This is a genomic window from Anaplasmataceae bacterium AB001_6 (genome assembly GCA_020002265.1).
Taxonomy (GTDB): Bacteria; Pseudomonadota; Alphaproteobacteria; order Rickettsiales; family Anaplasmataceae; genus AB001-6.
The window spans coordinates 607,087-633,268 of sequence record CP048228.1 but is presented as its reverse complement, the minus strand read 5'-3'; the positions used below and the strand labels follow the sequence as shown (position 1 = coordinate 633,268).

Genomic DNA, 26,182 nt, shown 5'->3' with positions numbered 1-26,182 from the left:
ATTTATCTAATGATTTTTTTGAGCTTGCCACATATCGTAGTAAGCTCCTTGTTTTTGTATTAAATCTTTGTGGTTTCCATACTCGATAATTGTTCCATTTTCAAATACTATAATTTGCTTTGCAGCGACAATTGTAGATAATCTGTGAGCAATTATTATAGTTGTTGTTCCTTCAGAAATTTCGCTTATATTTTCTTGTATATTTTTTTCTATTCTTGTATCTAAAGATGATGTTGATTCATCGAATATAAATATCTTGGGATTTTTTATTATTGCTCTTGCTATTGCTATTCTTTGTTTTTCTCCTCCTGATAATTTTATTCCTCTTTCTCCAACAATAGAGTTATATCCTTCCTTTGTTCCAATAATAAAATCATGTATTTTGGCTCTTTTAGCTGCTTTAAATACCTCTTCATCTGTTGCATCTAGTCTTCCATATCTTATATTTTCTTTAAAAGATGAATTGAATAATGTTATATCTTGCGAAACATATGCAATTTGGCTACGCAGACTATGTTGTGTTACGTCACATATGTTTTTATTATCAATTTTTATTGTTCCTTCTTGAGGTTCAAATAATCTCAATAATAATTTTGATATTGTTGATTTTCCAGAACCAGTACGGCCTACAATAGCTGTTGTTTCTTTTGGAATAATGTTGAATGATAATTTATCTAAAATTGTGCGTTCATGTTCATAACAAAATGTTACACAATCAAATTGAATTTCTCCATTTTTAATTTCTATTTTTTGTGCACCATGTTTATCAATTATGCTCGGTTTTATATTTAATATTTCAAATACTTCTAGAACGCTTATTAGACCTAGCCGTATCTCTCTGTATGAAAAACCTAAATTATTTAATGGGATAAATAATTGCAATAAAATGGTATTTATCAAAACAAAATCTCCAACTGTTATGATGCTTTTTAAAACATCATATGTTGTTAAAAATAAAATAGGCAATAAGCACATTGATATAATCAAACTTTGCCCTAAGTTAAGAATCGAGAGATTTACTTTATTGCGTATGGCAGTTTTTTTATATTTATTGCAAAAATCTTCATATTTTTTTAATTCATATTCTTCATTTGTAAAAGATTTAACATTTTCATAATTTATAAGCAAATCTAAACCCTGAAAACCCATCTGATTATCATATTTTGCCATATTTTTGACAGTATCTGCTCTCCAATCAGAAATTTTCAGTGTATATGTGATATATATGAGAACTGATATTAAAATCATAGCTGTATACCAGATATTATTTTGATACATTATAAGCAAGAATAATGTTGCTATTGTTGTTTCAATTACTATAGGTAGCATAATCATAAAGCTCATTGTTATTATTCTTTCTATCGCTTTCGAACTTCTTTCGATTTTTTTGATGATTTCTCCAGTTTTTCTATTGCTATGAAAATCTGCACCAAGGTTTAAAAGGTGGGTTAACACTTCTATGTTGAATTTTTTTACTATATGTTGTTCTGTAAAACTTGAAAATACATCTTTCAAATCAGAAAATATTTGTGTTCCCAATCTAGAAAAACCGTAAATTAATAACATCAAAAAGGGTATATGTTTTGGTGAACTTGATATGCTATTAATTATATTTTTATAAGCTAAGGGTGCAAAAACCATTATTATTTTTGATAACAACAGCATGAAGAAAGCAAAAATTATAAAGAATTTATGCTTTTTTTGATTTGATTTCCAAACATATTTAATAAAAAGCCTTAATGAAGAGAAAGTTGAAAATTTTTTTATATTTTTCATATTGGATATAATTCTTCTTTACGTGATATCAATTTTTTAATTTTAAACATATTATTTTATTTATTGCAAAATATTGTTATATTCAGTTACAATTGACTTTCCGTGAAAATGGAGTTTTGTTCATAATTGTTTCATAAATTATGATTATATTTTCAATTTTATAGGTAATAATAAAAAGTAGAATGTGTTACATTTTTTTATCAAATAGAATGGTTGCTCTTTATCATTTTCAAATTTTTATATAAGGATTTTTTTTCATATAGATTCTTATAATGGATTTTTCTACTGAAGCTTTATATACTTTTTTTATTATATTATTTCTAGAATTAGTATTAGGTGCCGATAATATCGTTTTTATTTCTTTTGTTGTTGAGAAAGTTAAAAGACCTAGATTAATAGCATTTATTGGGTTATCTTTTGCTCTGATAATCCGTGGATTAATGTTGTTATTTTTAGATTTTTTTATTAAACAATCAGATAATAATGTTATCTATACTCTTTCTGTTTTTGATATCATAATGCTTTTAGGGGGAGGGTTTTTATTATATAAAGCAATTATTGAAATCATTAATTTTCACTTTAAGAAAGAAAATAATAAAATTAAGGTGAATAAAAAAAGTTACAAGAATTCGTATTATGCATTTTTAGAAATAATATGGATTGATTTTATATTATCTTTTGATTCAATTATCACTGCTATTGCTTTCACTCGAAATTTTGAAATTATCATATTAGCTTTTGCCATAACAATGTTGTTTATGGTTACAATTTATTCCATATTATTGAGATTTTTATCTCGTTATGCATTTATTAGAATAATTGTATTTATTTTTATTGGAATATTGGGAATGAAGTTGATTTTAGAGTCCTTGGGAATAATTATGCCTCGCATACTCTTTTATTTGTTCCTATTATGTATAACCATTTTGTATTTCATCATGATATATTTGAGAAAAAAATTAAAGAATAAATAATAATGTTTTAATATTATATTAATCTTTTTTTGATACTATTTTCTTTATAAGTTTCTCATATATTTCTCTTATTTTTTATATTTTTATGCGGAAAGAGTTCGCTCGAAAAGTTTTTTCTGTATTAAATAGTGACTATTTTATTGATATGCTCAGGGCGTGTTATGAAAATGTCGTTTTGTCTTCAGGAATGAATTTTCATTTTGATGGAAATGATTTTACTATATTAGTAACAGACAATAAATTTTTTAATACAAATGAAAATTGTCTTATTTTAAATTCTTCAATACGTGATGTAGAAAATTCTTTATTTGAATCTAATATAATAACTTTTTATGTTGCAAATATAATATCTCATAATCAAGCCTTAGCAATTTTTTTTGAATCTATATTGGAAAAGATGCGAAATGATTCAGTTATTTTATCAAAACAAAGTATCAATCTTATTAATAAATTGGATTATTATATGTTTGAAGATATTATATCCATAACTGATGAATTATTGATATTTTATAATTCTATTAGAATTTATAAAGGTACTAAAGACATTACATGGAAAATGACAATTTTAAATCATTTAAATGATTTAAAAAATTTGATATTTCAAAAATTAGCAAATAGGATAAATTCTATAGAATTTTTAGATGTTTTAGATTATATAAAAAATGAGAATCTTTTAACTTATCATTCTTATATTGCTAAAAATATCAAAAAATCATATGAAATAATTAATTTATTTGTTAATTTATGTAAATATTTTAATACTTATGACAAAATAATCTTGAAATTTGATTTATCAAAATTTTTTCAAAAAAATAAAACATTATCTAATTTTTGTATAGAATATACTTGTTCTGAAATATTATTGGAGGTAAACGAAAACAATAAGTTGAATATAAATTCTTATTCTGTAACTAATTTTCTTTTAGATGATTCTTTGAAAATATTGTCTGAAATTTTTAAAAAAAAAATTACTGTTATAGAAAATAACTTACTGTTTAATAAAAATTTTTCGGTAATTGGTTATTTTTATTATCGTGTTTTATATAATGGAAATGTTTATTTAAATCTTTCTAATAGTTATTACGATAAAATTGATGCTAATTTTTTATCATCTACTTTAGATTTAATATTTAAGAATTATCAGATTAATAAATCAGATTTGTGTTTTATAAATTTTGATAAGATGTACAGCAAATTATTTATTATGATGATACAAATGATGAAATTTATTGATAAATCATACTTAAATTATTTTAATGATATTAACATTCAGTCTCTCAAAGAAAAAGATGATTTTAATTATTATTCATTATCTTTAGAATTCAAGGATAATAAAAATGATATTTTTCAGCAAATAGTGGAAAGTATTTTTAATATCGATAATGATATTGAAATAAATTTTTTAAGTATACTTATTAGTATAACAAAAAATATCAAAAATTGTAAAGTATGTGATACTTTTAATGAATTTAAAGATGATTTTGTAAATATCATGGAAAAGAGTGTTAATGGTATGCTAAATCGAGATGAATTTAAGGAGATATATCATAAATATAATCATTTTTTATTAAATTCATAATATTCGGCATTTTTTATGAATGATAAAAAATTCTTGCAAGAAATAATTAAATTAGCTTTTAACATCACTAATAATGCTGCAGGTTATGAATCAATTATTGTTGACTTTATTGATTTAATCACAGCAAAGCATAGCGAAAATTATAGTTTATACCATATCTTCAGTAAAAAAAATGACGTTATCAAAGATATTTTATTTTTTTCAATCATTAATTTGACTAAATTATGCGATGTAAACAAGATAGAGCATGATAATAAATCTTATCATAAATTATTAAATGTTATGGATTCTTTATATATCTGTGATTTACATTTGAGTGATAAAATAACGAATAATACTTTAGATTTGAAGAAGATTTCTATAAAGGTTGATAAAATTGTAGAAGATAGATTATCTAGCAGTGTTATTAATATTCCTTCTTCAGATAATTTAGGTGAAGTTTAATTTTATTTATATATCTATCTCACAAGATATAGGTGCATGATCAGACGTTTTGTTCATATTGCGTATATTTTTATATATGTTGCATTTTATCACTTTGTTCATTGCTTCAGGTGATACAATCATATTATCAATTCTCATTCCTCTATTATTTTCAAAACCCTTTGCGCGATAATCCCACCAGCTATAGGTATTGTCTTTAGGATTTAATTCTCTAAAAGCATCATACATACCTAAATTTATTATTGAACGTAATTTTTGCCTTTCAAGGATGTTAAATCCTATTTTTCCTTCCATTTTTTTATTATCATATACATCTATATCTTCTGGTGCAACATTATAATCTCCACCAAATATTACTATTTCGCTCTTTTTTAAGATAGAATTGTATATGTAATTATATAATGCATCTAGAAAATTTAATTTATATTCAAAATGTTCGGAAGTAATATCACGACCATTGGGGACATATATACTAGCTACTCTGACTGGAAATTCATCTTTATAAATCAGTGCTTCTATATATCGTGCTTGATTATTTTGATCTATAAAATTTGGAATATGTTTTATGCATTCTTCTATTTGGAATTTAGATAAAATAGCAACTCCATTATAGGATTTTTGTCCATTGATGACAAAATTATAATTCATATCTTCAATTTCTTCATAAGGAAATTGATGTTCTTCACATTTTATTTCTTGTAATAAAATGATATCAGGATTGTTATCTTTTATAAAATATTTTAGTATACCTATTCTACTTCTAATCGAATTTACATTCCAAGATACTATTTTCATTTTCTTTTATAACATTTAATCAAAAAGATGGCAGATGATATTATCAAAAATAACCACGATTGATGCAATAAAGCAATAAATATATTTACCTTTGTCAATAGAGTTGAAATACCTAGTATAAATTGGACTATTATGGAAAACAAAAAAATGTAAAAAAAATTTTTATACATGATTTTTTGAATAATATATAGAACAAAAAAAGAAGAAAATACAATTGCTACACCTAATAGTCTATGGATAAATTGTATCGTCCCTGGATCATTGAATAAATCATAGGGTATCTTTATATTATTTGTATATTCTGGAATGAACGCATTTTCTGACATAAGAGGAAAGGTATTATATATATAACCGGCTTTTGTGCCAGCAACAAACGTTCCGTAAACAGATTGAATTGTAACTAAAAATAATATTGTAATAATCCAATAGAATATTTTTTTATCGTTGTATACATATTTACTTATATCGTATAAATTTAGTAACTGATTATATAACAAGCAAAATATTAAAATTGCCGTCATAAAATGCAAAGAGAGTCTATAATGATTCACAGATGGAACATCAATTAAACCGCTTTGTACCATATACCATCCAAAAAAGGCTTGTGATAAACCTATAAAAAATATTGATATATAAGCTATAGAGGTGTTTTTTGCTAATGCATTCTTCTTTAATAGCAGATATAAGGCAGGGATAATGAATATTATAAAGATCAATCTTCCTAATAATCTATGTGAATATTCAATAAGATATATGCGTTTGAAATCTCCAATTTCCATATTGAAGTTTACAAATTCAAATTCAGGAGTTTCTTTATATTTTTTAAATTCAAATTCCCAGCTTTTTAAAGAAAAAGGAGGTATTGTTCCTGTAACTGGTTTCCATTCAGTTATAGATAGTCCAGAACCAGTTAATCTGGTAAAACCACCCAATAAAACCATAGTAAAAATTAATACTATGCAAATAATCAGCCACAATTTTTGAGATATAAAAGGTATCTTATGCATGAGATTATTTTTCAAACTCTTTTTTAAATATCTTTATATGTTTATAAAAACAGATGAGATGCTAACATAAAAAGAATAAGTTTTAAAGTTATGGTAATCTTAAAAATGTTAAAAAAATTAATAGAAATTTTGATATCTCATGATGTTGATTATTTTATTTTACCGATAAATGATGAAAGTTTTTTTGAATATGTTCCAGATTATAATAATAGGATAAAATTTGTTACTAAATTTACAGGATCCAATGCTTTTATTATATTATCAGTTATTGGTAAAAATCTGTTTTTTACAGATTCTAGATATATACTGCAAGCAAAAAAAGAGATTGATTTATCAGAATGGGATATTTTTAATTTTTCTGATAAAAATCCATATGAATTTATTAATAATGTAAATTATAAAGTTGGATTTGATCCAAAAATAATAGATTACAGGAAAATAAGTGACCTAAAATGTCAATTTATAGCTTTTGATAAAAATCCTATAGATGATTTACGTTCTTTTGCATCTGAAATATCTTTCAAGATTTTTAATTTTGATATTAAATATTCTGGTTTAAAATCCTTAGATAAAATTAAAAAATTTTCTTTACCCAAGCCAATTTTTATTAATCAATCAGACAGTATATGTTGGTTATTAAATTTACGTGGTAATCAATTTGCATATACACCAATATTTTTCTGTTATGCAATTTTATATCCAGATTGCAAAATAGATTTATTTATAGATAAGAAAAATGCTTCTATTGAAAATGAATTAGAGAGTCATATTAGTGTTTTTGATTTTGTAGAATTAGAAGATAGAGTTAAGAATATCAACACTATTTTTCTTATTAATAATGAAATATCTTCATATGTATATGAGATGATAAATAATAATGTGAAAACAATATTATTTCTTGATGATGACATAATCAGTAATGCACAATGTATCAAGAATAGTGTGGAAATCAACGGTATGAGATTGGCGCATGTTAAAGATGGGATAGCATGTACAAAATTTCTTCATTGGTTAGATGAAAATAAAAAGAATAAAAAAATTAAATTATCTGAATCTATTATAGCTGATAAAATTTTCTCATTTCGTGTTTTAGATAAAGATTTTTTCTATGAAAGTTTTAGTACTATATCTGCTTATAATGAAAATGGAGCACTTATACATTACAATCATATTAACAATAATATGGGGTCTGATATACAAGATGAAGGATTGCTTTTACTAGATTCTGGTGGGCAATATCATTGTGGAACTACAGATATAACAAGAACTATATCTATAGGTAATCAACCTACTGAAGAGCAAAAATTTCACTATACAATTGTCTTAAAAGGGATGATAGCCTTATCTAGAATGATATTTCCTAAAAAAACCAAATGTTATTCATTAGATGCTATAGCAAGGCAATTTTTATGGCAATATGGTTTGAATTATCAGCATGGAACAGGCCATGGAATTGGATGTTTTTTATCAGTCCATGAATGTCCTCCTTCTTTTTCTTCTAATACTATTTTGCAAGAAGGTATGCTTATTTCTAATGAACCAGGTGTATATTTTAAAGAAAAATATGGTATTAGAATAGAGAATATCTTATTAGTGAAATCTTCAAAATATGAAGATTTTTTGGAATTTGAAAATTTAACAAGGGTTCCTTTAGATATTAATCTTATTGATTTTAATTTATTAGATGATAATGAAAAATATTGGATTTACGATGATGCCATAAAAATTAAAAAATTAATATTTGTTTACTTAGAAGAAAAGGAACAATATTTTATTAACAATTATGTAACTAATTTATCAAAATTTATTTCTAAAAAAGAATTATGAATAGAATAAAGATTCTTAAAGATGAAACAGTACGTTTAATATCTGCTGGTGAAGTTATATATTCACCTATTGAAGTTATTAAAGAATTAATTGATAATTCCTTAGATTCTGAGGCAGATAATATCATTATTAAGATTGAAAATTGTGGTAAAAACCTTATTGAAATTGAAGATAATGGATATGGAATAGTAAAAGAAGATCTTCTTTTAACAACAGATAAACATACAACTTCAAAAATTTTATCCGAAGATTTAAGTGATATAAGGCATTTTGGTTTTAGAGGTGAAGCATTATATTCTATATCTTCTGTTAGTAAATTTTGCATTGAAAGTAATCATATACAGAATATAAATTCAGGTTGGAAATTATCAATAGACCCTATAACAAAAAACAAAATTATCACTAAATCAGCAATATTAAAGGGGACTAAGACGTCTGTTAGAGATCTTTTTTATAATTTTCCTGTAAAGGCAAAATTCATGGATAAAGACCAGAAGATTCTATTACATATTAAGGATTTAATCAATAAATTTGCTGCAATACATTATAGAAAAAGATTTCTTTTAATTCATGATGGTAAAAAAGTATATGATTATATGCCTGGTATATGGCTCAAAAGATTGATGTCCATACGAAGTTTAGGAAAAAATTTTGTTGATAATGCATTGCTTTTGGATAATGAATATTCTGGTATGAAAATACATGGATATATTTCTTTACCTACATTTAATGCTAGAACACGATCTAATATATTTTGTTATGTAAATGGCAGAATTGTAAAAGATGATAATTTATATATGTCTATTAGAATAGCATATGAAGACCTCATTCCTAAGGGGCGTCATCCTTATATTGTAATTAATATTTCTGTTCCTTTTAGTGAATTAGATGTAAATATACATCCTAATAAATTGCAAATTCAATTTATGCGAAAAAGCGAAGTTATGCGCTTTATTATAGGAAATATTCGAGATTTATTACACTCTAATAGTAATAAAATTTCAAGTGATATCAATGAAAAAGCTTTTAATTATTTTGTACCTTCTAGTGCACTAGATAAAAAAAATGCACAAGTATTTGGTAATTTTATGAGTGATTTAAAAGATTTTAATAACAAAGAGTTAAATATAAAACAGCCAGAAAGAATAGATAAAATAACAAAAAAAAAAGATTCTCTTAATAAGAAAGAGTTTGATAGTGTTTTGAATTTTAGTAATGTGATAAATGATCACAAAAGTATTGATAATACAAAAGATTTATCTGTACAAGAAGATTTTGGAAAACCAATTGGTCAAATTTATAGTAATTATATTATTACTCAAAATAATGAACATGTTTTTTTAATAGATCAGCATGCTATTCATGAGCGAATTTTATATGAAGAAGCTAAAAAAAAGCTTAAAAAATTAGATTTTTTTCAATGTAAACAAGAATTATTGATTTATCAAAATATACAATTAAATGATATTAAACATATAGATTGTATAATTAATCACAGCTCATATCTGAAAAAAATAGGATTTGAATGGGAAATTATAAACAATGAACCATTTTTAATTACTTTAAAAACATTTCCTAATATTATTGATAAAGTTGGTGCTGAAGAAATGTTTTTTCTTGCATTGAATTCTTTTGAAATAAAAGAAGATTTTATATATGAACGTTTATATGCTGATATAGCTTGTAAATGCGCTATTAAATCCGGTTATAAGATGACAAATGAAGAAATCATATCTTTTCTTGAATTGATAAATGATAGTAATAATATTGCACAATGTAATCATGGAAGACCTACCTACGTTAAAATTGCAAAGAATAAAATATTAGATTTATTTGAACGAAAATGAAATTTATTAATACCTTGCTTTATATCATTTCTATTTTTTTATTTACGTTTTCTGTCTGGTTTTTTTTCAATGTAAATATTAGTGCAGAGAATAATTCATCAAATATTAATGATATAGAAATAAAAAATGATGATTTTCAAAAAGATCAAATAAATAAAAAAAATGATGTTGCCGTAAAAAAAATGAAACATACGGGATATTCTAATCAAGATTTTGCGAAATACATTGAGAAAAAGCGTAATAGTGGGCAAACGATCAATATTGCAGAAGATTTAGATCCAAATTTAACAGGGGGAGATTTTAGAGGTTTAGATCTTAGAGGAATTAATTTTGATAACGCAATATTAGACTACGCACTTTTTGAGGGTGCTAATTTGTCTTATACCACTTTTTTCAATGTTCATTCTCATAATGCAAATTTTACTAATTGTACGATGAAAAATATAAAAATGGATGGAGGTGATTTTACAAACTCTATTTTTGATAATTCTGATATTAGAAATGCATCTATTGTTGGTGCAACGATAAATAATGGAAGTATGAATTACACTAATTTTTCTAATATTAGTGCTAGAGGTTTGAATGCTGATAATGTTAATTTTTTATTTGCAAATTTTATTAATGTAGATTTACGTGATAGCAACATGCGTAATTCTAAATACAAAGGATCCAAAATGGAAAATGTAAACATGAGTAGGTGTGATTTCCAGAATGCAAATTTCAGTGGTTCTATTATATTGAACTCAAAAATAAATTATAGCAATTTTGATCAAGTGAGTTTTTACGTATCTATCATCAAAGATTCTGATTTATCCAATTCATTATTAATTAATAATGACATGGATGGTATTAAAATTGAAAATGTTATTTTTAATAATGCTTATATTAGAAATAGTAGCTTTATAGGATCTTTAATATTCTTTTCAGATTTTACCAAATCTCATATTGAAAATGTAAATTTAAAATTTGCATATTTCTTTGGTAATAAATTTTTGCAAACTATCATTCAGGATATGAATTCTGATAGTACAAATTTTCATAATATTTATTTTGAAGATACTGATTTTACAAACCTTCAGATGAAATCAGGTGAAATGAAAGATAATAGTATCATAGATAGTCGATTTTTAAGTTCTTCAATACAAAATTTTTACATAAATAATTCAAGCATAATAGATAGTTTGTTCGTAAATAGCTTTATACTTGACGTTAATGTTAAAGATGCAATTTTAAATAAAACATTCTTCATTAATAGTAGTTTAAATAAATTTAATATATACGGTGCAGAAGCTGCTTATATGCTGTTTAATACTGTCGATTATGTGAAATCTAATATCTATAATGTAAACATGTTAGGTAGTCATTTTATAGATAACAGAATGTTAGCAGTTTCATTTTTTGACAATAAAATGAATAATACTATTTTTCAAAATTCCGCTATAAAAGGCTCCTCATTCTTTTTAAATGATATTACTAATATCACTTTATCCAATGTTGAATTATCAAAAACTATTTTTGATAGGAACAATAATCAAAATTATGTTTCTGATTTAATAAAAAAATATAGAGGTTTTCAGGATATGGAAAATTTTATCCTATATACCTCTTTTGATAAAAATTTTCGATATGTGAATTACTCTGGTGCTTTATTTGAAAATTTGAATCTTTCTGGTATAAATTTTTCAGATTCTATTTTGCATAGTGTTATTTTTAAAAATACTAATATCGATAATATTATTTTTAAAAATAGTGATCTTAGTAACAGTAAATTTATGAATTATGATAAAACACAAATAAATTTTGCAAATGCTAACATTTCAGGTGTATCATTTGAATAATTAGATTTATTTAATGTACTTTTTATCAATTTATATTATGCCAGATCGTAAAGGAAATATTATAGTCTTATCTGCTCCTTCAGGTACCGGAAAAACCACTATTTCTAATATAATACTGAAAAGTGATCTTAGAATTAAACGTTCCATATCTGTAACTACTAGAAAAAAAAGGGATAGAGAGGTGAATGGAATAGATTATTTTTTTATTGATAAAAATAAATTTGAACAATTGATAAAACAAGATCAATTATTAGAATATGCAAATATTTTCTCTAATTATTATGGTACAGATAGAAAATATGTAGAGAATCTCTTAAATAATGGAATTGATATTTTTTGTTGTATAGATTGGCAAGGTTTTTTGCAACTTAAAAAATCAGTAAAAGATTTTCAATTGATTTCTATTTTTCTTTTGCCTTCTGCTTTTTCAGTATTAAAAAATAGGCTTGAAAATAGAGATAGCGATCATTTAGATATTAATAAAATAAGATTACATAATGCAAAAGAAGAAATACAACATTGTTATCAATATGATTATGTTGTTTTGAATGATAATCTACATAATGCTGTTAAAACTGTTCGTTCCATAATAAAAATTAACCGTTACGTTATGAATGGAATAGTTTTAAAAGAGCATATAGATAATTTACTTAATGAAGATATTGAAATGCTATTTCAATAAAAAAAATCTTCATTAAAAATAATTTTAAAGATATCTTTATATATATTAATAATTATTTTATTATTTAATTAATTTTTTTAACATTAAAGTAGCTCTATAATAATTTTTATTCAAAAAAAATATAAATAACTATTTCATATATGTTTTATTTAATATAAAATATACTTTTCTATATTAAAAATATAATATATGACATATCTAATAAATGATTCACAAGCTGAGAACTCTCTTATAAAAGGTGTTGTTAGTGATTCTCATGACGCAGGAGTAACGTCTGAATTAATTTCTGCTGAAAACAATTCACATAAATTTTTTGAAGGTTCTCAAGATATAAATCATAAAGGAATTTTTGTTAACAAATGTTCTGCAGATCTTGATAATAATACAAAAGAAGACGCAAGTAATTTTTATTCGGACATATTCTTTTCTTTTTTATCTAATACGTTTAATGGGATAAAATCAATAGCTGGTTATGTTGGAAATAATGATATTGTAAAAGGAGTTATGATAAGCTTAATTTCTATGCACTGTAAAAGTTTCGTAGATAATGCTATTTTATCTAAGTGTAATTATAAATTCATACAACTCTTTAGAAATCAATCTCAACTTTCAGCGGAAGAGATGAGGCAAGGCCTACAAACGGTTTATAAAAGAAATGGGCAGATGATGGAAAGTATAAGTAATATTGAAAGTAGTGTGCAGCAACTGCAACTGGATAACAAGCAAACTTAAATTAGTATTACTCATTTTAATAATGAATTTTTTTGATATATAAAATAATTCTACGGTTATTTTGGAATTAAATTTAAATATATGATTCCAACCTAACCTTATTTTGAGTATTCTGTGTTTTATAAATATTTTTAAATTCAATAATCAATATGAGTATACTAGATTTATGTGATCAAAATATTACTGATAGTGGAAAATTATCTAATGGTGATTTTTTATTAAAAATAAATGATCTTAACACTGAAGATTGTGATTGGGATGATTTTGAAGATCATATTTTGGTCATTAAATCATCTAACATGATAGTTGATATAGGCCCTAATCTTACCGATCTTATTAAAGAAATTACTAAAAAGAGATTTATGGGAAGTGCTGCTGATAACCTTGAAAATACCTTGCTTAAAGTTTTGAAAGTTATTTTTCCGCAAGTAAAATAGATTTTATAATGATTATCTCTTAATCAATATTAATTTCTATTTTTTGATAAAGTGATTTATTAAGGCGATAATATTGAACTATTGTAATTTTAGCATTAATAGTGATTTTGTGTATATAAATATTCCTGATCAGAAAATTTTAGATTTTTAACTACAATTTTGAATATCAAAATTTTTGCTTGTTAAAATCAGAACAAAAAATTTATAGGGGTAATTTTATTTAATAAAAAGTAAGAAAAATCTGCCTAAATAAGAATTTTAAGATCAGATTAATGGTAATGATGATTCTTTATTTTCTTGTTTGAATTTTATCTTATTGAATTTAAACAGCTTACAAAGCGTACAAGATTATGATAGCAGCGTATTTTAAGAATATTGTGTGAATAATTGTTATTTTAAACTGATTTTATTGATTTTTGTGATGCATTTTTTAAATTCTAATATCTTGAGTATTGCAGATTTTGAGTTTTAATTTTAAAGTGTTATATATATATAGCTTATGAGTTATTATAATGCTTTTTTATTCGTAAATAATAAGAGGTTTATATGCGTTTTATTGGACAAGAAGCCCCAGATTTTACATCATCTGCTGTTATGGAAGATAACAGCATCATCGATAGCTTCAATTTGAAAAAACATTTGAATGGTTCTTATGGAGTTCTTTTCTTCTATCCTTTGGATTTTACATTTGTATGTCCAACGGAAATAATGTCTTTTAGTGCTAAGGTAAAAGATTTTCAAGCAATTAATGCTAAAATTGTCGGTATTAGCGTTGATTCTCACTTTAGTCATTTTGCTTGGAAAAATGTTCCTTTATTAAAAGGTGGAATAGAAGGTGTTGATTTTCCTTTGGTATCTGATATAACAAAAAATATTGCAAGAGAATATGGTGTTTTAATAGATGAATCTGTTGCTCTAAGAGCTACTGTTATTATTGACCCAAGTTTCAAAATTCGTGTTTATCATGTTAATGATCTGCCTATTGGTAGGAATATTGATGAATACATTAGATTAGTAAAAGCTATTCAGCATAATGAACAATATGGTGAGGTTTGCCCTGCGAATTGGAATGGTGGAAAGGCAATGAATCCTACTAATGACGGTGTAAAAGAATATATGAATTCTATATAATTTTTATATAAAAGCGAATCTTGCTTATTATGTCTCAGAAAAAAATCGTGGGTGATAGATTAAGAGCTGTAGTTATTGGTTCTGGTCCAGCTGGTTGTACTGCTTCCATATATTTTGCTAGAGCTAATATTGATACTATTTTGATCTCTGGAGATCAGAAAGGAGGGCAGTTAACTATCACTACCGATGTTGAAAATTTTCCTGGATTCTCAAAAGTTGTTCAAGGACCTTTTTTAATGTCTGAAATGATTTTACAAGCTAAAAATTGTGGTGTTTCTTTGATTAACGATAATATTAATTCTATAAAAATTCTAAATTCTGGTTTTGAATTAGACGGTTATGCCGCAACCTATAACGCTGATGTGGTAGTGATTGCAACAGGAGCACAAGCTAAATGGCTTGGCATACCTAGTGAAGATAACTTTAGGGGATACGGAGTGTCAGGTTGCGCTACTTGTGACGGCATGTTTTTTTCTGGAAAAGATGTTGCAGTTATTGGTGGAGGTAATACTGCAGTTGAAGAAGCTTTATACCTTACGCGTCATGTTAATAAGGTATATCTTGTACACCGTCGCGATGCTCTTAGAGCTGATAAAGTGCTGCAGAATAGATTATTCAATAATGAAAAGATTCAGTGTATCTGGAATAGAACAGTGAGTGAGATATTAGGCAATGAAGAGCCCAAATATGTCACCGGTGTTCGTTTGACATCTACTGTAAATGAAGATGATATGGATTTGAAAGTGGAAGGAGTATTTATTGCAATTGGGCATTCTCCAAATACTACACCTTTTAAAAATATAATGGATTTAGATGATGTGGGTTATATTAAGGTGAAATCTAATACTAATACGTATACTAACATACCTGGTATATTTGTTGCAGGAGATGTTCATGATAAATTCTATAAACAAGCAGTTACAGCTGCTGGATATGGATGTATGGCAGCATTGGATGCTATAAAATTTCTTGAAGAAAGGAGTAAATAAACTGGTTTCTTTAATGAATAAGAATTCTGGAAGATTATTAACAGTCCATTGTGATAATATTCGTTTAGATCGTTTCTTACGAGAACATTTTAAATCACAAGAGGTTTTTAATATTCCTCAATCTTATATAGAAAAGAGTGTTAGGGAGGGGATGATTAGAGTTGATGAAACTAGAACAAAATCTTCTTTCATTTTAAATAGAAATAATACTGTTTCTATTGATTCTGATGTGAATTTTTTAATATTTAAGAAAGATTTGCATGAAAAAAAGGTAGTTAATTTTTCTGCTCGTGATCTTGAAAAGATTACTCTTTATGAAGATGAATTTGTTATTGTTATCGATAAACCTTACGGTTTATCTGTGCAAGGAGGGGCAAAAATAGGTTCTCGTAATCTTATTGATAGCATAAAAAATATTAAAGTTAATTATATACCTTACGTGGTACATCGAATAGATAAGCACACTTCAGGTGTTTTAGTTATTGCAAAAAATAAAGAGAATGCTCAATATTTTTCTAATTTATTTGCAAATCGTAAAGTATATAAAAAATATACAGCGATTGTTTTAGGCAAAGTTAAAAAGCCGTTTGGTGTAATTCGATCTTTTATAGATAACAAAGGTTGTTCTATTACTGATAATAAATTTATAAATAGTATTACGCATTATAAATTGATTGATTCTTCATATAATGTTTCTTTTATTGAATTAATTCCTTTAACTGGAAAAAAACATCAGATTAGATTGCACATGAAATTAATAGATAATCCTATATTGGGAGATGTAAAATATTCAAAATATAATTATATTGATAATATAAGATATAAAAAATTAAACTTGTGCGCGAAATCCATACGATTAAATTTACCAAATAAAAATATTATTGATATTTCAACTGTTGAACCTAATCATATGATAGAAAATATAAACTTTTTTTTCTGATTTATATAATTCTATTATATTTAAACAGTAATTAATTAATTAATATAAAATATATTATAAATTTAATGATTTATATATCTATTTTTTAATGCTTCCTAGATTCATATATTTTATATTCTTTTTTATTTCTTTTTCCATATGTCAAGATATCTATAGTGCGGGTAGCTTTATGTATTTTGGAATGTCAGGAGATTTCAATGGGAGTAGTGGCTTTTTAGGAAGGAGTGTTAGTATAGGGATAAAGGCAGCCTTCGAAGAGTTTAATTCTAAAAATGATATAAGAGGCCAAAAATTACGTCTAGTAACTTTAAACGACAATTATGAAGCTTTTTATTCAAAGAAAAATATTTTAAGATTTGCTACTGATAATAGAATGCTTGGAATAATAGGTAGTATTGGGTCTCCTACTTCTGAAGCAGTTATCCCTATTATTGAAGAAAAAAAGATATTATATTTTGCTCCTTATAGTGGATCTAAATATTTGCATGATAAAAATAATAGATATTTAATTAATTATCGTCCTAATTATATTGATGAGATTAAGTTAATTCTCAATACTATTTTTGATAGCAACATGACAATTGATGATATTGCTATATTTGCTCAAGATTCTGGAAATACAAATAAAGAATCTAGGTATATTGATATAGTAAAAGAGATTGGGTTAATACAAGATAATATTACTCCAGAACAGATAAACTCAATTTTGTATGCTAAATATTTTAGAAATACCGATTATGTTGGTAGTGCAATTAAGACAATAACAGATGCAAAAAAGAAAAGTATTAAAGCTTTTATTCTTGCAGGAACTAGTCTGCCTATATCTGATTTTATAAAAAGTATGAAGGAAATTTATCCTCAATCGTATTATTTTGTACTATCTTTTCCGACTACAGAAGGTTTAATATATCAACTTTGTAAAAAGAATAGTATATTATGTGAGGAATTTTCTCAAAGAGTTATTGTAAATCAATTGGTGCCTGATTTGGGAAAGAAAAATGATAAATTAGTAAGTAATTTTAAAGATAGCTTTTATAAACATATAGAAGTTATCAGTGAAGAAGATAGAGCCAAAATGCTTCCTTTTGAATTAGAACCTAATAATTCTGCTTTCGAAGGCTATATAAGCGCTAGAATTTTGATTAAAGCTCTGCAAAATATAGATAGTGAGACAAAAATTAATAGAGAAACAATTATTGATGCACTTAATAGTTTAACTTCTTTTGATTTAGATGGTTCCTTAAGTTTGGGAATAAACCAATATGATAATAATTTTAGTAGAAAAATATGGATGAAAAATATCAATGGTGGAAGAGTCAACGATTTTAGCCCTTCTATTTTGAAAGAGTTTGAAAATTTTAAAACATCTTGGAAAGATTTTGTGGAATAATTGAGTAATTTTATATGTTATTTACTCTCTATTTTTTCTAACAATTGTTTTTTTGATAATTTATAATTGCTTTTGTGCCATTCTTCTATCAAAAAATTCTTTATTTCTCCTATTTTTTTTCCTTCTTTAATACCTTTTTGTTTTATATCCACTCCTGTTATAGGGAATTTTGGTATTATAAATTTATCTATAAATAGCATTTTTTTTTGTAGATTTTCAAAATCTATATGTTTTTGTAAATACATATAAATGAGTTTTTTTACTACCATGTCCTTGCCTTTTGAAAAAAGGATTCTATTTAATTTTGTCAAATCCATATTATTTTCTAAAAGTTCATAAATGATTTTTTTTTCTATTTTTGATAAAACCCAACGTTTTGATACATATTCAATTATTTTTGTACTATTTTCCATAGATAATGAAATAATATAAGTTAATCTTATTAATGCTATGCTGTTATTGTTGATATTTTTAGTATTAATATTTATTGAATCTATATTTATTTCAAAGGGAAAAAATATATATAAAATTGATGTTTGATAAAGGTTTTTTAATACCCTGTATTCGAAATCATTTTCAAGTAATTTTAGCATTTCAGTACGTATTCTTTCACCGGATATTTTGTTTAATTTTTCTTTGTATTTGATGCAGGCATTTAAAGAATTAGCTTCAATTGTTCCATTTATATATGCACAAAATCTAAAAGCTCTTAATATTCTCAAATGGTCTTCATTTATTCTTTTTGTTGGATCATTAATAAATTTTACTAAGCGATTTTTTAAATCTGATATTCCGTTAAAGTAATCGTGTATTTTTCCATTTAAATCACAATAAAGAGAGTTGAATGTGAAATCTCTTCTTGAAGCATCTTCATACCAATTATTAGTAAATTCCACTATGGCATGCCTTCCATCACATTCAATATCACGTCTTAGTGTTGTTATTTGTACTTCATCTTTTTCAATAAAAACACTTACTGTGCCATGTTTTATTCCAATTGGAATAATTTTTAGATTCTGTTTTTTAAATATAATCATCAAATTTTCACACTCAATATCTGTTGCTATATCTACATCATATATTTTTCTATTTACAATGAAATCTCTTATACATCCTCCAACAAACATAGCCTTTCCACCAGCAGAATGTATTATATCTATGATTTTTTTGTATTTTATGAACCAATTTTCTTGAGTTATTAATTTCATTTAATGTTCTATTGATTCTTCTATTCTAATAAGTTCATTATATTTTGCAGTTCTTTCACCTCTGGAAATTGAGCCTGTTTTTATCCATTTACAACCTGTGCCGACGGCAAGATGACTGATGAAAGTATCTTCAGTATCACCGGATCTATGAGAAACAATGGGTATATAATTATTATTTTTAGCTAATTTTATTGTATCTATTGTTTCTGTAACAGTTCCTATTTGATTTGGCTTTATGATTATAGCATTTGCTATTTTTTCATTTATTCCTTTCTGTAAAATTTTAGAATTTGTTACAAATAAATCATCTCCAACAATTTGCAATTTGTCATTTAATCTTTCGGATATTTTTTTCCATCCATCTATATCATTTTCTGCTATTGGATCCTCTATAGAAATTATGGGGAATTTTTTTGTTAATTCTTCGTAGTAATCAATTAGTTCAGTAGAATCAAAAGATCTGTTATCTACAACATATTTATTATGCTTGAAAAATTCAGATGATGCTGCATCTAGAGCAATTTTCACGCTATCTTCATATTTTCCTATTGATTGTACAAGCATTTTTAATGCATCCTCTGCTTGATCAATTTGTGGAGCAAAACCTCCTTCATCTCCGACATTAACGGATAAGTTATATTTTTTTAGAATATTTTTTAAATTATAAAATATTTCTGATGCTTTTTGCATTGTTGATATAAAATTTCCTTCATTTTCTATTGTTATCATGAATTCTTGTATACTCAAATTATTATCTGCATGTGCACCACCATTTATAACGTTAATCATAGGATTTGGTATTATAAATTTCTTGTTATTACTTGTTAAAGCGAGAGATCTATATAGATCCATATTTCTACTTTTGGCAAGGCAGCGAGCAAAAGATATAGATATAGCTAATATGACATTAGCACCTAAATTGCTCTTATTGCTAGTAGCATCTAAATTTATTAGGAAATTATCCAATTCTTTTTGATCAACAAATTTTTTACCTATTAATTCCTTTTTCAAGTCTGAGTTAATGTTATTTACAATCTTTATAAGACCCTTTCCATTAAATCTACTACTGTCGTTATCTCTTTTTTCTAGAGCTTCTAAGATTCCCGTGGATGCGCCTGAGGGAACAGAAGCAGAACATCTTATTGTATTATTTACTTCTAGATCTACTTCAATTGTTGGATTAGAACGGCTGTCTATTATTTCTCTTGCTTTTAAATCAGTTATCAAAAGAATATCGTGCATATTTAATTCTAAATTTAATTTTACAGTTAGAATTATAATGTACAAAATTTTGTTGTCTATGGTATAATGACCCATTATATAAGAGTTTTTAGTTGATTTTATGATTAATATCTTTAACAGTGTGAAAAACGACTTTACAACTTTAAGTGAAGGTATCAATGTTGTTATCGAGATTTCAAAGGATTCTTATCCTGTAAAATATGAAATATGTGAAGAATCAGGTTTACTTGTTGTTGATAGATTTTTGCCTGTCAATATGCGTTATCCATGTAATTATGGTTATATCCCTAAAACCAAAGGCGGGGATGGAGATTGTTTGGATGTTTTAGTTATTTCCAGATATCCTATTTCTCCAAAAGCTGTCGTTAAAGTAAAAATATTGGGTGTACTTGTTATGAAAGATGAAAAAGGCATGGATGAGAAAATTTTAACCGTTCCTTGTGCTACCGTTGATGCTTTTTATAAGGATTTTATTGATATAGAATCTGTATCAAAATCTGAATTGCATGTTATTGAGCACTTTTTTTTACATTATAAAGATTTAGATGATGAAAAGTTTGTTAAGATCATTGGATGGAAAGACGTTAAACATGCATTTAGTCTTATAAAATAAGGTATTTTTTAAATTTTATTGTGTAGTGTATAGTCTATAAGCTTGACTTATTTATTTTTATAAAATATCTTCACCAGAAGGGATGTTTATGTTAGTGTATTATTTTAGAACTTATGAGGTTTGTAGAGTATGTCTAGTAAAGAAAATACTACTATTAAAAAAGTAGACTTTGTTAATAAAGTTTATGATATCTTGAAAGAGAATGGATCTACTGTTGTAAGAAAGAATTCTATATTAGATATTTATGATGCGATGATTCATGCACTTGATTATTATATGGTAGAGGCGTGTGAAAAAAAGAAAAAGAATAGATTAGCTAATCTTGTTGTTAGATTTTCTAAATTTGGAAGCTTTTCTATTGGTATAAGACCAGCATGTGAATATTCTAATCCTCAAACGAAGGCAAAAGTGAAAAAGCCACAATCTTATAGAATAAGATTTTTAGCAAGTGAGGTTATGAAGAAAAAACTTAATAAATAAATGAAAAGATGAGAAAAATTCTCATCTAATCTATTTGGTAAATTGGGTATGTTATGAGTGTTTCTTTTTTTTGAGGTAATTTTTTTATAAAGATGTTTGAAAATTGGATTGAGTTTTAGGTGTTTTTCTTTTATGACATACAAGAGTGAAGCGCTCTTTATCTTAAATAGCGTGATTGACATTCCTTTCCTTTCTTCTGTGATGAACGGAAAGAAAGGGATTCGAACCCTTGATATGTTTCCATATACACGCTTTCCAAGCGTGCGCCTTAAACCACTCGGCCACCTCTCCCATTACTGCAAATAACTCCTGATAGTAGATATCTAAATTATTTTATGAGATTTGTCTTGATCCTTGCATTTTATCAATCCTGTTTGATTTGAAATGACATATGCTATATACTAGCGATTTTGTACAATCAAAATTCTCAGATATTAATGTTACATGATAATAGAAATATTTCAAATATCTCTAAGGATTTAAAATACATAAATGATATATATTTTCTTGATTCTAAAAATCCTTGTGTGGAAAATATTAAAAATAGCATTGTAGATAATCGTAGCAGATCTATTCAAATAAGCAGATATGAAGGTTTTTTATTAAATTTTTTTATAAAGTGCTTTAATATTAAAAATGTCTTAGAAATAGGGACAATGTTTGGATATTCCGCTGCTCATATTGCAAATGCTATACCTAAAGAAGGAAATTTAGTAACTATTGAGAAAAATATTGATAATTATCACATTGCTTATGATAACCTGAGGATGATAGATCGAAATATTAATATTATCAATGGAGATGCAATTGATGTTTTATATTTTGATCAAATAATTAAGGGACATTATGATATGATGTTTATAGACGCTAATAAATCTGGTTATTGTAAATATTTAGATTGGGCAGATAAACATTTAAAAAAAGGTGGTTTAATTGTTGCAGATAACTGTTTTTTAGGTGGTAGAGTATACGATTTGACAAATAAATCTAAGATGGTTAGGGTTATGAGAGAATTTAATAATAGGATTGCTGATTCTGATAAATATGAATCTATAATACTTCCAATGTTTGATGGGTTGTGTATTGCTATAAAGAAATTTTAATATGAAAAAATTTTATATTGGTAGTAAATTTATACTATTTGATTTCCTTGTTTTTGGTTTTACGAAATATTTGGTATTTATACGTTATCTATCTTTCTTATTTATTGCTATTTTTTTCGTTTATAATGATATAAATTGCAATTATGCAATTAATTCAATCAGAATTTATACACAAAAAATAATCATAGTATCTGTGAATTATGTTACTGATCCTTTTTACATTGTAACGAATAGGATACGTAAATCTGTTTTTTTGCTATTAAATGATTATCTAACGCACTCGAATAGTGAAGTACAGAAAACGTATCATGATCATGGGAAAGATTTATTAATTGAAAATTTGATTGAGGAAAATAACCTTTTAAGACAATCAATGCATTTTATCAATAATTATAGCATTAAAAATAATTTTGAGTACGTATCTACAAAATCAATCGGTGGAGTAGAAAATGACATTGCTCATTATATTATGATTCCTGTAGGGAAAAAAAATGGCATAACAAATAATAGTGTTGTTATAGATAGTAAAGGACTTGTTGGGAAAGTTATAAGGGTTAATGACAATATTTCACAAGTTTTGTGTATAACAGATGTTAATTTTAGAACTTCTGCATTTTTTCGTAATAGTCGTAATAGTTCTTTGGTGTCTGGAAATGGAAAAGATGGATTAATCATATCTTATTTAAAGGAAACAGATAAAACAATTATTCCTAATGAAGAAGTTGAAACTTTAGGCATTTATAAAGATGTACCAAGTGAGATTGTCATTGGGAGAGTTATAGATGATAAATATATTGAACCATTTACGAATTGCCAAGATTCAGAGATATTATACGTAATGAAGGATATTACCTTTTAAAAATTTTTATAGAATCAATAAACAGATGTTATGAATGCATCTGGTAGGATTCGAACCCACGACTCCTGACTTCGGAAGACAGTACTCTATCCAGCTGAGTTACAGATGCACATTTCTTCATGATTAACAGATTATCATATTTATTAAGTACTCTCTATTTTGATTCTACATATATATGATATAAAAATGATATTCACTATAGTCAGGAATAATACACTAACTAATATCATACATATTTTATAGTATATTATAATATTGACTTCATCTAGAGTTTGTTTTAGTAATAAAATTGGTATGGAGAAAGGTAATATTATTAGGGTTAATATAATATTCTTTCTGTCAGTGTTATTATTTTTCATTATTGAGAATAATATAGATTCTGAGATAAAGAACAATAATATAATAGAGTTGATAATTGTTTCTACAATGTCAATTTGTATATTATAGAATATGTTATGTGATATTGTTTCTATGATTGCAATTCCTATTCCGTATATAAACCAACTTGATAATATAAAATACACAAAATATTTTGCATGATTTTGTCGTATCATTATTTGTTCTAATTTATATTTATTCATGGTATTTAAGCACAAATTATTTATTGCTATTTGTATAAATAATATTTTTAATATATAAAAAAAATTTATAGAAATGTTTTGTAATTCAATAAATATTGAACAAACAAATGATAACATTATAAAGAAAATATAATTTATTAATATTTGTTCATTATTTAAAATAAAGGTAAATAAATTAACCATAATATGTATATATTAAGATAAAATTAAGCTATTTATAATAAAATTTCACTACAAAGATAGTTTTTAACAATCAATTTTATTATCTTGTTTATGAAACATTCTATCTATTTTATATTTAATTTACTTTTAATTGTATAATGTTATCAAAAATAAATTTGAATAGTGACTATGATCCTTTGGATGATGAAGGAGAATATATGAACGAAAGACAATTACATTATTTTTATACTAAACTGATGGATGAGAAAAATTCTATGTTAAGTAAATTATCTGGTAATGCAAAAACATTGGAAAATAGCAACGATACAATAGATGCTGAAGATATGGCGATTAAAGGTGATATACAGTCAAAGAGGCTACGTGATATTAATGAAGCATTAAAAAGAATAGAAGAAGGGATATATGGTTACTGCGAATATAGTGGTAATGAAATAGGTATTGCAAGATTAAAATATCTACCTACTGCAAAATATTCTATTGCAACCCAGGAGCATTTTGATTCACAAAATAGACAGACATCATTGCGTAATAATTGGTTGGATGATTAATACGTTTTTTCCATAATAAAAAGAAAAATTTTTATTAATTTTAGTTAAATTAATAGAAATATCATAATCATATTGCAAAATATCTTATAATGATGTTATCATAATCTCCTTATGTAATTAAGATTAGTTTAATGAGATGCGTGGTACCTGCATTAGATAATATTTTAGGGGAACATTTTAAAGTTCTTGATAAAGGTTTTATCAGAGTTATAGATTATATGGGAGGAGACTCTTCTATAGTTCAAGCTGCTAGAGTTTCTTATGGAGAGGGAACTAAACATGTAAGCAAAGATAGTGGCCTTATTAATTACCTCATGAAAAATAATCATACCTCTCCCTTTGAGATGTGTGAAATCAAGTTACATATAAAATTACCTGTATTTGTTGCAAGACAGTGGATTAGACATCGTACTGCAAATGTAAATGAATATTCTGGTAGATATTCTATAATGTCGGATGATTACTATATTCCTAGCAAAGGAAATATATGTTTTCAATCAAATGATAATAAGCAAGGTAGGGGAAATACAATTGATGACTCTTTATCTGATGAGTTTTTGAAAGATTTAATATCTGTATCTGAAAAAAGTAAATCTATTTATACAAAATATTTGGATAGCAATGTTTCTCGTGAGATTGCTAGATTTTTTTTACCGGTTAATTTTTATACTGAGTGGTATTGGAAAATTGATCTGCATAACCTTTTTCATTTTCTAAGATTGCGTTGTGATAATCATGCTCAATTTGAAATTAGAGAATATGCAAACACTATATTAAATAACATAGTTAAATCTTGGGTTCCTATTTCTTATTCTGCTTTTTGTAAGCATAAAATTAATTCTATTAGCCTTTCATGCGATCAATCTTTGATTTTAAAAAAAAGGATAAAGGGATTGCCTGTTGTCGATCAAGTTAATAAAATTAGTGCTAGAGAATTGAATTATTTAGAAGATTATTTTGAAGAGAAATTTTAGTGC

The 26,182-nt window shown here is 25.4% G+C and carries 25 protein-coding genes and 2 tRNA genes; 19 read left to right on the top strand and 8 right to left on the bottom strand.

From position 1 onward, the window contains the following. Window positions 1-6: 6 nt before the first annotated feature. A complete protein-coding gene (locus tag GUI12_03010) occupies window positions 7-1,776 on the bottom strand; it encodes an ABC transporter ATP-binding protein/permease (protein UAT43110.1) in 1,770 nt (589 codons plus the stop codon). Between the two features lie 272 nt (window positions 1,777-2,048). Between GUI12_03010 and GUI12_03005 the strand changes: the two genes are divergently transcribed. The 3 genes from GUI12_03005 (at window position 2,049) to GUI12_02995 (ending at window position 4,773) form a co-directional block, all read left to right on the top strand. After that, window positions 2,049-2,750, top strand: a complete 702-nt coding sequence (locus tag GUI12_03005) for a DUF475 domain-containing protein (GenBank protein ID UAT43109.1) — start codon at window positions 2,049-2,051, stop codon at window positions 2,748-2,750. An 85-nt stretch (window positions 2,751-2,835) separates the two neighbouring features. Continuing rightward, window positions 2,836-4,329: a hypothetical protein gene (locus GUI12_03000; GenBank protein UAT43108.1), complete on the top strand. Its 1,494-nt coding sequence runs from the start codon at window positions 2,836-2,838 to the stop codon at window positions 4,327-4,329. A gap of 15 nt (window positions 4,330-4,344) precedes the next feature. Next, the gene (locus GUI12_02995) at window positions 4,345-4,773 is read left to right on the top strand and encodes a hypothetical protein (GenBank protein ID UAT43107.1); all 429 of its coding nucleotides are present in this window, start codon (window positions 4,345-4,347) and stop codon (window positions 4,771-4,773) included. Between the two features lie 6 nt (window positions 4,774-4,779). Here GUI12_02995 and xth read toward each other — a convergent pair whose 3' ends face one another. Both xth and GUI12_02985 read right to left on the bottom strand, forming a co-directional pair. Next, complete coding sequence (xth, locus tag GUI12_02990) at window positions 4,780-5,568, bottom strand: exodeoxyribonuclease III (protein ID UAT43106.1); 789 nt, start codon at window positions 5,566-5,568, stop codon at window positions 4,780-4,782. Then, window positions 5,565-6,509: a heme A synthase gene (locus tag GUI12_02985; GenBank protein ID UAT43105.1), complete on the bottom strand. Its 945-nt coding sequence runs from the start codon at window positions 6,507-6,509 to the stop codon at window positions 5,565-5,567. The genes xth and GUI12_02985 overlap by 4 nt, the downstream gene beginning before the upstream one ends. 156 nt (window positions 6,510-6,665) lie before the next feature. On the opposite strand from GUI12_02985, the gene GUI12_02980 reads away from it, so the two are divergent. The 10 genes from GUI12_02980 (at window position 6,666) to GUI12_02935 (ending at window position 18,388) form a co-directional block, all read left to right on the top strand. Then, window positions 6,666-8,402, top strand: a complete 1,737-nt coding sequence (locus GUI12_02980; GenBank protein UAT43104.1) for an aminopeptidase P family protein — start codon at window positions 6,666-6,668, stop codon at window positions 8,400-8,402. Then, complete coding sequence (gene mutL / locus GUI12_02975; protein UAT43103.1) at window positions 8,399-10,249, top strand: DNA mismatch repair endonuclease MutL; 1,851 nt, start codon at window positions 8,399-8,401, stop codon at window positions 10,247-10,249. Before GUI12_02980 ends, mutL begins: the two co-directional genes overlap by 4 nt. Then, entirely contained in the window at window positions 10,246-12,087 is a 1,842-nt protein-coding gene (locus GUI12_02970; protein UAT43102.1) for a hypothetical protein, read from the top strand. Before mutL ends, GUI12_02970 begins: the two co-directional genes overlap by 4 nt. 37 nt (window positions 12,088-12,124) lie before the next feature. Continuing rightward, the gene (gmk, locus tag GUI12_02965; GenBank protein UAT43101.1) at window positions 12,125-12,769 is read left to right on the top strand and encodes a guanylate kinase; all 645 of its coding nucleotides are present in this window, start codon (window positions 12,125-12,127) and stop codon (window positions 12,767-12,769) included. Between the two features lie 189 nt (window positions 12,770-12,958). Then, window positions 12,959-13,501: a hypothetical protein gene (locus tag GUI12_02960; protein UAT43100.1), complete on the top strand. Its 543-nt coding sequence runs from the start codon at window positions 12,959-12,961 to the stop codon at window positions 13,499-13,501. Window positions 13,502-13,650: 149 nt separating this feature from the next. Further along, window positions 13,651-13,938 (top strand): hypothetical protein, encoded by a 288-nt coding sequence (locus GUI12_02955; GenBank protein ID UAT43099.1) that lies wholly within the window; start codon window positions 13,651-13,653, stop codon window positions 13,936-13,938. Window positions 13,939-14,484: 546 nt separating this feature from the next. Beyond that, window positions 14,485-15,069 (top strand): peroxiredoxin, encoded by a 585-nt coding sequence (locus tag GUI12_02950; GenBank protein UAT43098.1) that lies wholly within the window; start codon window positions 14,485-14,487, stop codon window positions 15,067-15,069. 29 nt (window positions 15,070-15,098) lie between these two features. Beyond that, window positions 15,099-16,058 carry a thioredoxin-disulfide reductase gene (gene trxB, locus GUI12_02945; protein ID UAT43097.1) on the top strand — a complete coding sequence of 320 codons (960 nt, stop codon included), beginning with the start codon at window positions 15,099-15,101 and terminating at the stop codon, window positions 16,056-16,058. A 13-nt stretch (window positions 16,059-16,071) separates the two neighbouring features. Further along, window positions 16,072-16,998 (top strand): RluA family pseudouridine synthase, encoded by a 927-nt coding sequence (locus tag GUI12_02940; protein ID UAT43096.1) that lies wholly within the window; start codon window positions 16,072-16,074, stop codon window positions 16,996-16,998. Window positions 16,999-17,167: 169 nt separating this feature from the next. Next, window positions 17,168-18,388 (top strand): ABC transporter substrate-binding protein, encoded by a 1,221-nt coding sequence (locus GUI12_02935; protein ID UAT43095.1) that lies wholly within the window; start codon window positions 17,168-17,170, stop codon window positions 18,386-18,388. Window positions 18,389-18,405: 17 nt separating this feature from the next. Here the strand turns inward: GUI12_02935 and GUI12_02930 are convergent, their stop codons facing one another. Both GUI12_02930 and eno read right to left on the bottom strand, forming a co-directional pair. After that, window positions 18,406-19,596 carry a CCA tRNA nucleotidyltransferase gene (locus GUI12_02930; GenBank protein ID UAT43094.1) on the bottom strand — a complete coding sequence of 397 codons (1,191 nt, stop codon included), beginning with the start codon at window positions 19,594-19,596 and terminating at the stop codon, window positions 18,406-18,408. Further along, window positions 19,597-20,838 carry a phosphopyruvate hydratase gene (gene eno, locus GUI12_02925; protein ID UAT43093.1) on the bottom strand — a complete coding sequence of 414 codons (1,242 nt, stop codon included), beginning with the start codon at window positions 20,836-20,838 and terminating at the stop codon, window positions 19,597-19,599. A 100-nt stretch (window positions 20,839-20,938) separates the two neighbouring features. Between eno and GUI12_02920 the strand changes: the two genes are divergently transcribed. Continuing rightward, window positions 20,939-21,451, top strand: a complete 513-nt coding sequence (locus GUI12_02920) for an inorganic pyrophosphatase (protein UAT43092.1) — start codon at window positions 20,939-20,941, stop codon at window positions 21,449-21,451. 129 nt (window positions 21,452-21,580) lie between these two features. Further along, window positions 21,581-21,931: an HU family DNA-binding protein gene (locus GUI12_02915; GenBank protein ID UAT43091.1), complete on the top strand. Its 351-nt coding sequence runs from the start codon at window positions 21,581-21,583 to the stop codon at window positions 21,929-21,931. Between the two features lie 206 nt (window positions 21,932-22,137). Here the strand turns inward: GUI12_02915 and GUI12_02910 are convergent. Beyond that, window positions 22,138-22,222: transfer RNA gene (locus tag GUI12_02910), tRNA-Ser, on the bottom strand. 146 nt (window positions 22,223-22,368) lie between these two features. Here GUI12_02910 and GUI12_02905 point away from each other — a divergent pair. Both GUI12_02905 and GUI12_02900 read left to right on the top strand, forming a co-directional pair. Beyond that, window positions 22,369-23,034, top strand: coding sequence for an O-methyltransferase (locus GUI12_02905; GenBank protein UAT43090.1), 666 nt, complete (start codon window positions 22,369-22,371; stop codon window positions 23,032-23,034). Between the two features lies 1 nt (window position 23,035). Beyond that, complete coding sequence (locus GUI12_02900; GenBank protein UAT43089.1) at window positions 23,036-23,893, top strand: rod shape-determining protein MreC; 858 nt, start codon at window positions 23,036-23,038, stop codon at window positions 23,891-23,893. Window positions 23,894-23,928: 35 nt separating this feature from the next. Here the strand turns inward: GUI12_02900 and GUI12_02895 are convergent. Further along, window positions 23,929-24,002: transfer RNA gene (locus GUI12_02895), tRNA-Arg, on the bottom strand. A 34-nt stretch (window positions 24,003-24,036) separates the two neighbouring features. Beyond that, complete coding sequence (locus GUI12_02890) at window positions 24,037-24,474, bottom strand: hypothetical protein (GenBank protein UAT43088.1); 438 nt, start codon at window positions 24,472-24,474, stop codon at window positions 24,037-24,039. Between the two features lie 320 nt (window positions 24,475-24,794). Here GUI12_02890 and GUI12_02885 point away from each other — a divergent pair, with 320 nt between their 5' ends. Beyond that, a complete protein-coding gene (locus tag GUI12_02885) occupies window positions 24,795-25,205 on the top strand; it encodes a TraR/DksA family transcriptional regulator (protein UAT43087.1) in 411 nt (136 codons plus the stop codon). A 131-nt stretch (window positions 25,206-25,336) separates the two neighbouring features. Beyond that, entirely contained in the window at window positions 25,337-26,179 is an 843-nt protein-coding gene (locus tag GUI12_02880; protein ID UAT43086.1) for an FAD-dependent thymidylate synthase, read from the top strand. The last annotated feature ends 3 nt before the right edge of the window (window positions 26,180-26,182 follow it).

Excerpts from the sequence above, each read along its gene's own strand:
- GUI12_03010 (UAT43110.1), bottom strand. The coding sequence starts at position 1,776 with ATGAAAAATATAAAAAAATTTTCAACTTTCTCTTCATTAAGGCTTTTT.
- GUI12_03005 (UAT43109.1), top strand. The coding sequence starts at position 2,049 with ATGGATTTTTCTACTGAAGCTTTATATACTTTTTTTATTATATTATTT.
- GUI12_03000 (UAT43108.1), top strand. The coding sequence starts at position 2,836 with ATGCGGAAAGAGTTCGCTCGAAAAGTTTTTTCTGTATTAAATAGTGAC.
- GUI12_02995 (UAT43107.1), top strand. The coding sequence starts at position 4,345 with ATGAATGATAAAAAATTCTTGCAAGAAATAATTAAATTAGCTTTTAAC.
- xth (UAT43106.1), bottom strand. The coding sequence starts at position 5,568 with ATGAAAATAGTATCTTGGAATGTAAATTCGATTAGAAGTAGAATAGGT.
- GUI12_02985 (UAT43105.1), bottom strand. The coding sequence starts at position 6,509 with ATGGTTTTATTGGGTGGTTTTACCAGATTAACTGGTTCTGGACTATCT.
- GUI12_02980 (UAT43104.1), top strand. The coding sequence starts at position 6,666 with ATGGTAATCTTAAAAATGTTAAAAAAATTAATAGAAATTTTGATATCT.
- mutL (UAT43103.1), top strand. The coding sequence starts at position 8,399 with ATGAATAGAATAAAGATTCTTAAAGATGAAACAGTACGTTTAATATCT.
- GUI12_02970 (UAT43102.1), top strand. The coding sequence starts at position 10,246 with ATGAAATTTATTAATACCTTGCTTTATATCATTTCTATTTTTTTATTT.
- gmk (UAT43101.1), top strand. The coding sequence starts at position 12,125 with ATGCCAGATCGTAAAGGAAATATTATAGTCTTATCTGCTCCTTCAGGT.
- GUI12_02960 (UAT43100.1), top strand. The coding sequence starts at position 12,959 with ATGACATATCTAATAAATGATTCACAAGCTGAGAACTCTCTTATAAAA.
- GUI12_02955 (UAT43099.1), top strand. The coding sequence starts at position 13,651 with ATGAGTATACTAGATTTATGTGATCAAAATATTACTGATAGTGGAAAA.
- GUI12_02950 (UAT43098.1), top strand. The coding sequence starts at position 14,485 with ATGCGTTTTATTGGACAAGAAGCCCCAGATTTTACATCATCTGCTGTT.
- trxB (UAT43097.1), top strand. The coding sequence starts at position 15,099 with ATGTCTCAGAAAAAAATCGTGGGTGATAGATTAAGAGCTGTAGTTATT.
- GUI12_02940 (UAT43096.1), top strand. The coding sequence starts at position 16,072 with ATGAATAAGAATTCTGGAAGATTATTAACAGTCCATTGTGATAATATT.
- GUI12_02935 (UAT43095.1), top strand. The coding sequence starts at position 17,168 with ATGTATTTTGGAATGTCAGGAGATTTCAATGGGAGTAGTGGCTTTTTA.
- GUI12_02930 (UAT43094.1), bottom strand. The coding sequence starts at position 19,596 with ATGAAATTAATAACTCAAGAAAATTGGTTCATAAAATACAAAAAAATC.
- eno (UAT43093.1), bottom strand. The coding sequence starts at position 20,838 with ATGCACGATATTCTTTTGATAACTGATTTAAAAGCAAGAGAAATAATA.
- GUI12_02920 (UAT43092.1), top strand. The coding sequence starts at position 20,939 with ATGATTAATATCTTTAACAGTGTGAAAAACGACTTTACAACTTTAAGT.
- GUI12_02915 (UAT43091.1), top strand. The coding sequence starts at position 21,581 with ATGTCTAGTAAAGAAAATACTACTATTAAAAAAGTAGACTTTGTTAAT.
- GUI12_02905 (UAT43090.1), top strand. The coding sequence starts at position 22,369 with ATGTTACATGATAATAGAAATATTTCAAATATCTCTAAGGATTTAAAA.
- GUI12_02900 (UAT43089.1), top strand. The coding sequence starts at position 23,036 with ATGAAAAAATTTTATATTGGTAGTAAATTTATACTATTTGATTTCCTT.
- GUI12_02890 (UAT43088.1), bottom strand. The coding sequence starts at position 24,474 with ATGAATAAATATAAATTAGAACAAATAATGATACGACAAAATCATGCA.
- GUI12_02885 (UAT43087.1), top strand. The coding sequence starts at position 24,795 with ATGTTATCAAAAATAAATTTGAATAGTGACTATGATCCTTTGGATGAT.
- GUI12_02880 (UAT43086.1), top strand. The coding sequence starts at position 25,337 with ATGAGATGCGTGGTACCTGCATTAGATAATATTTTAGGGGAACATTTT.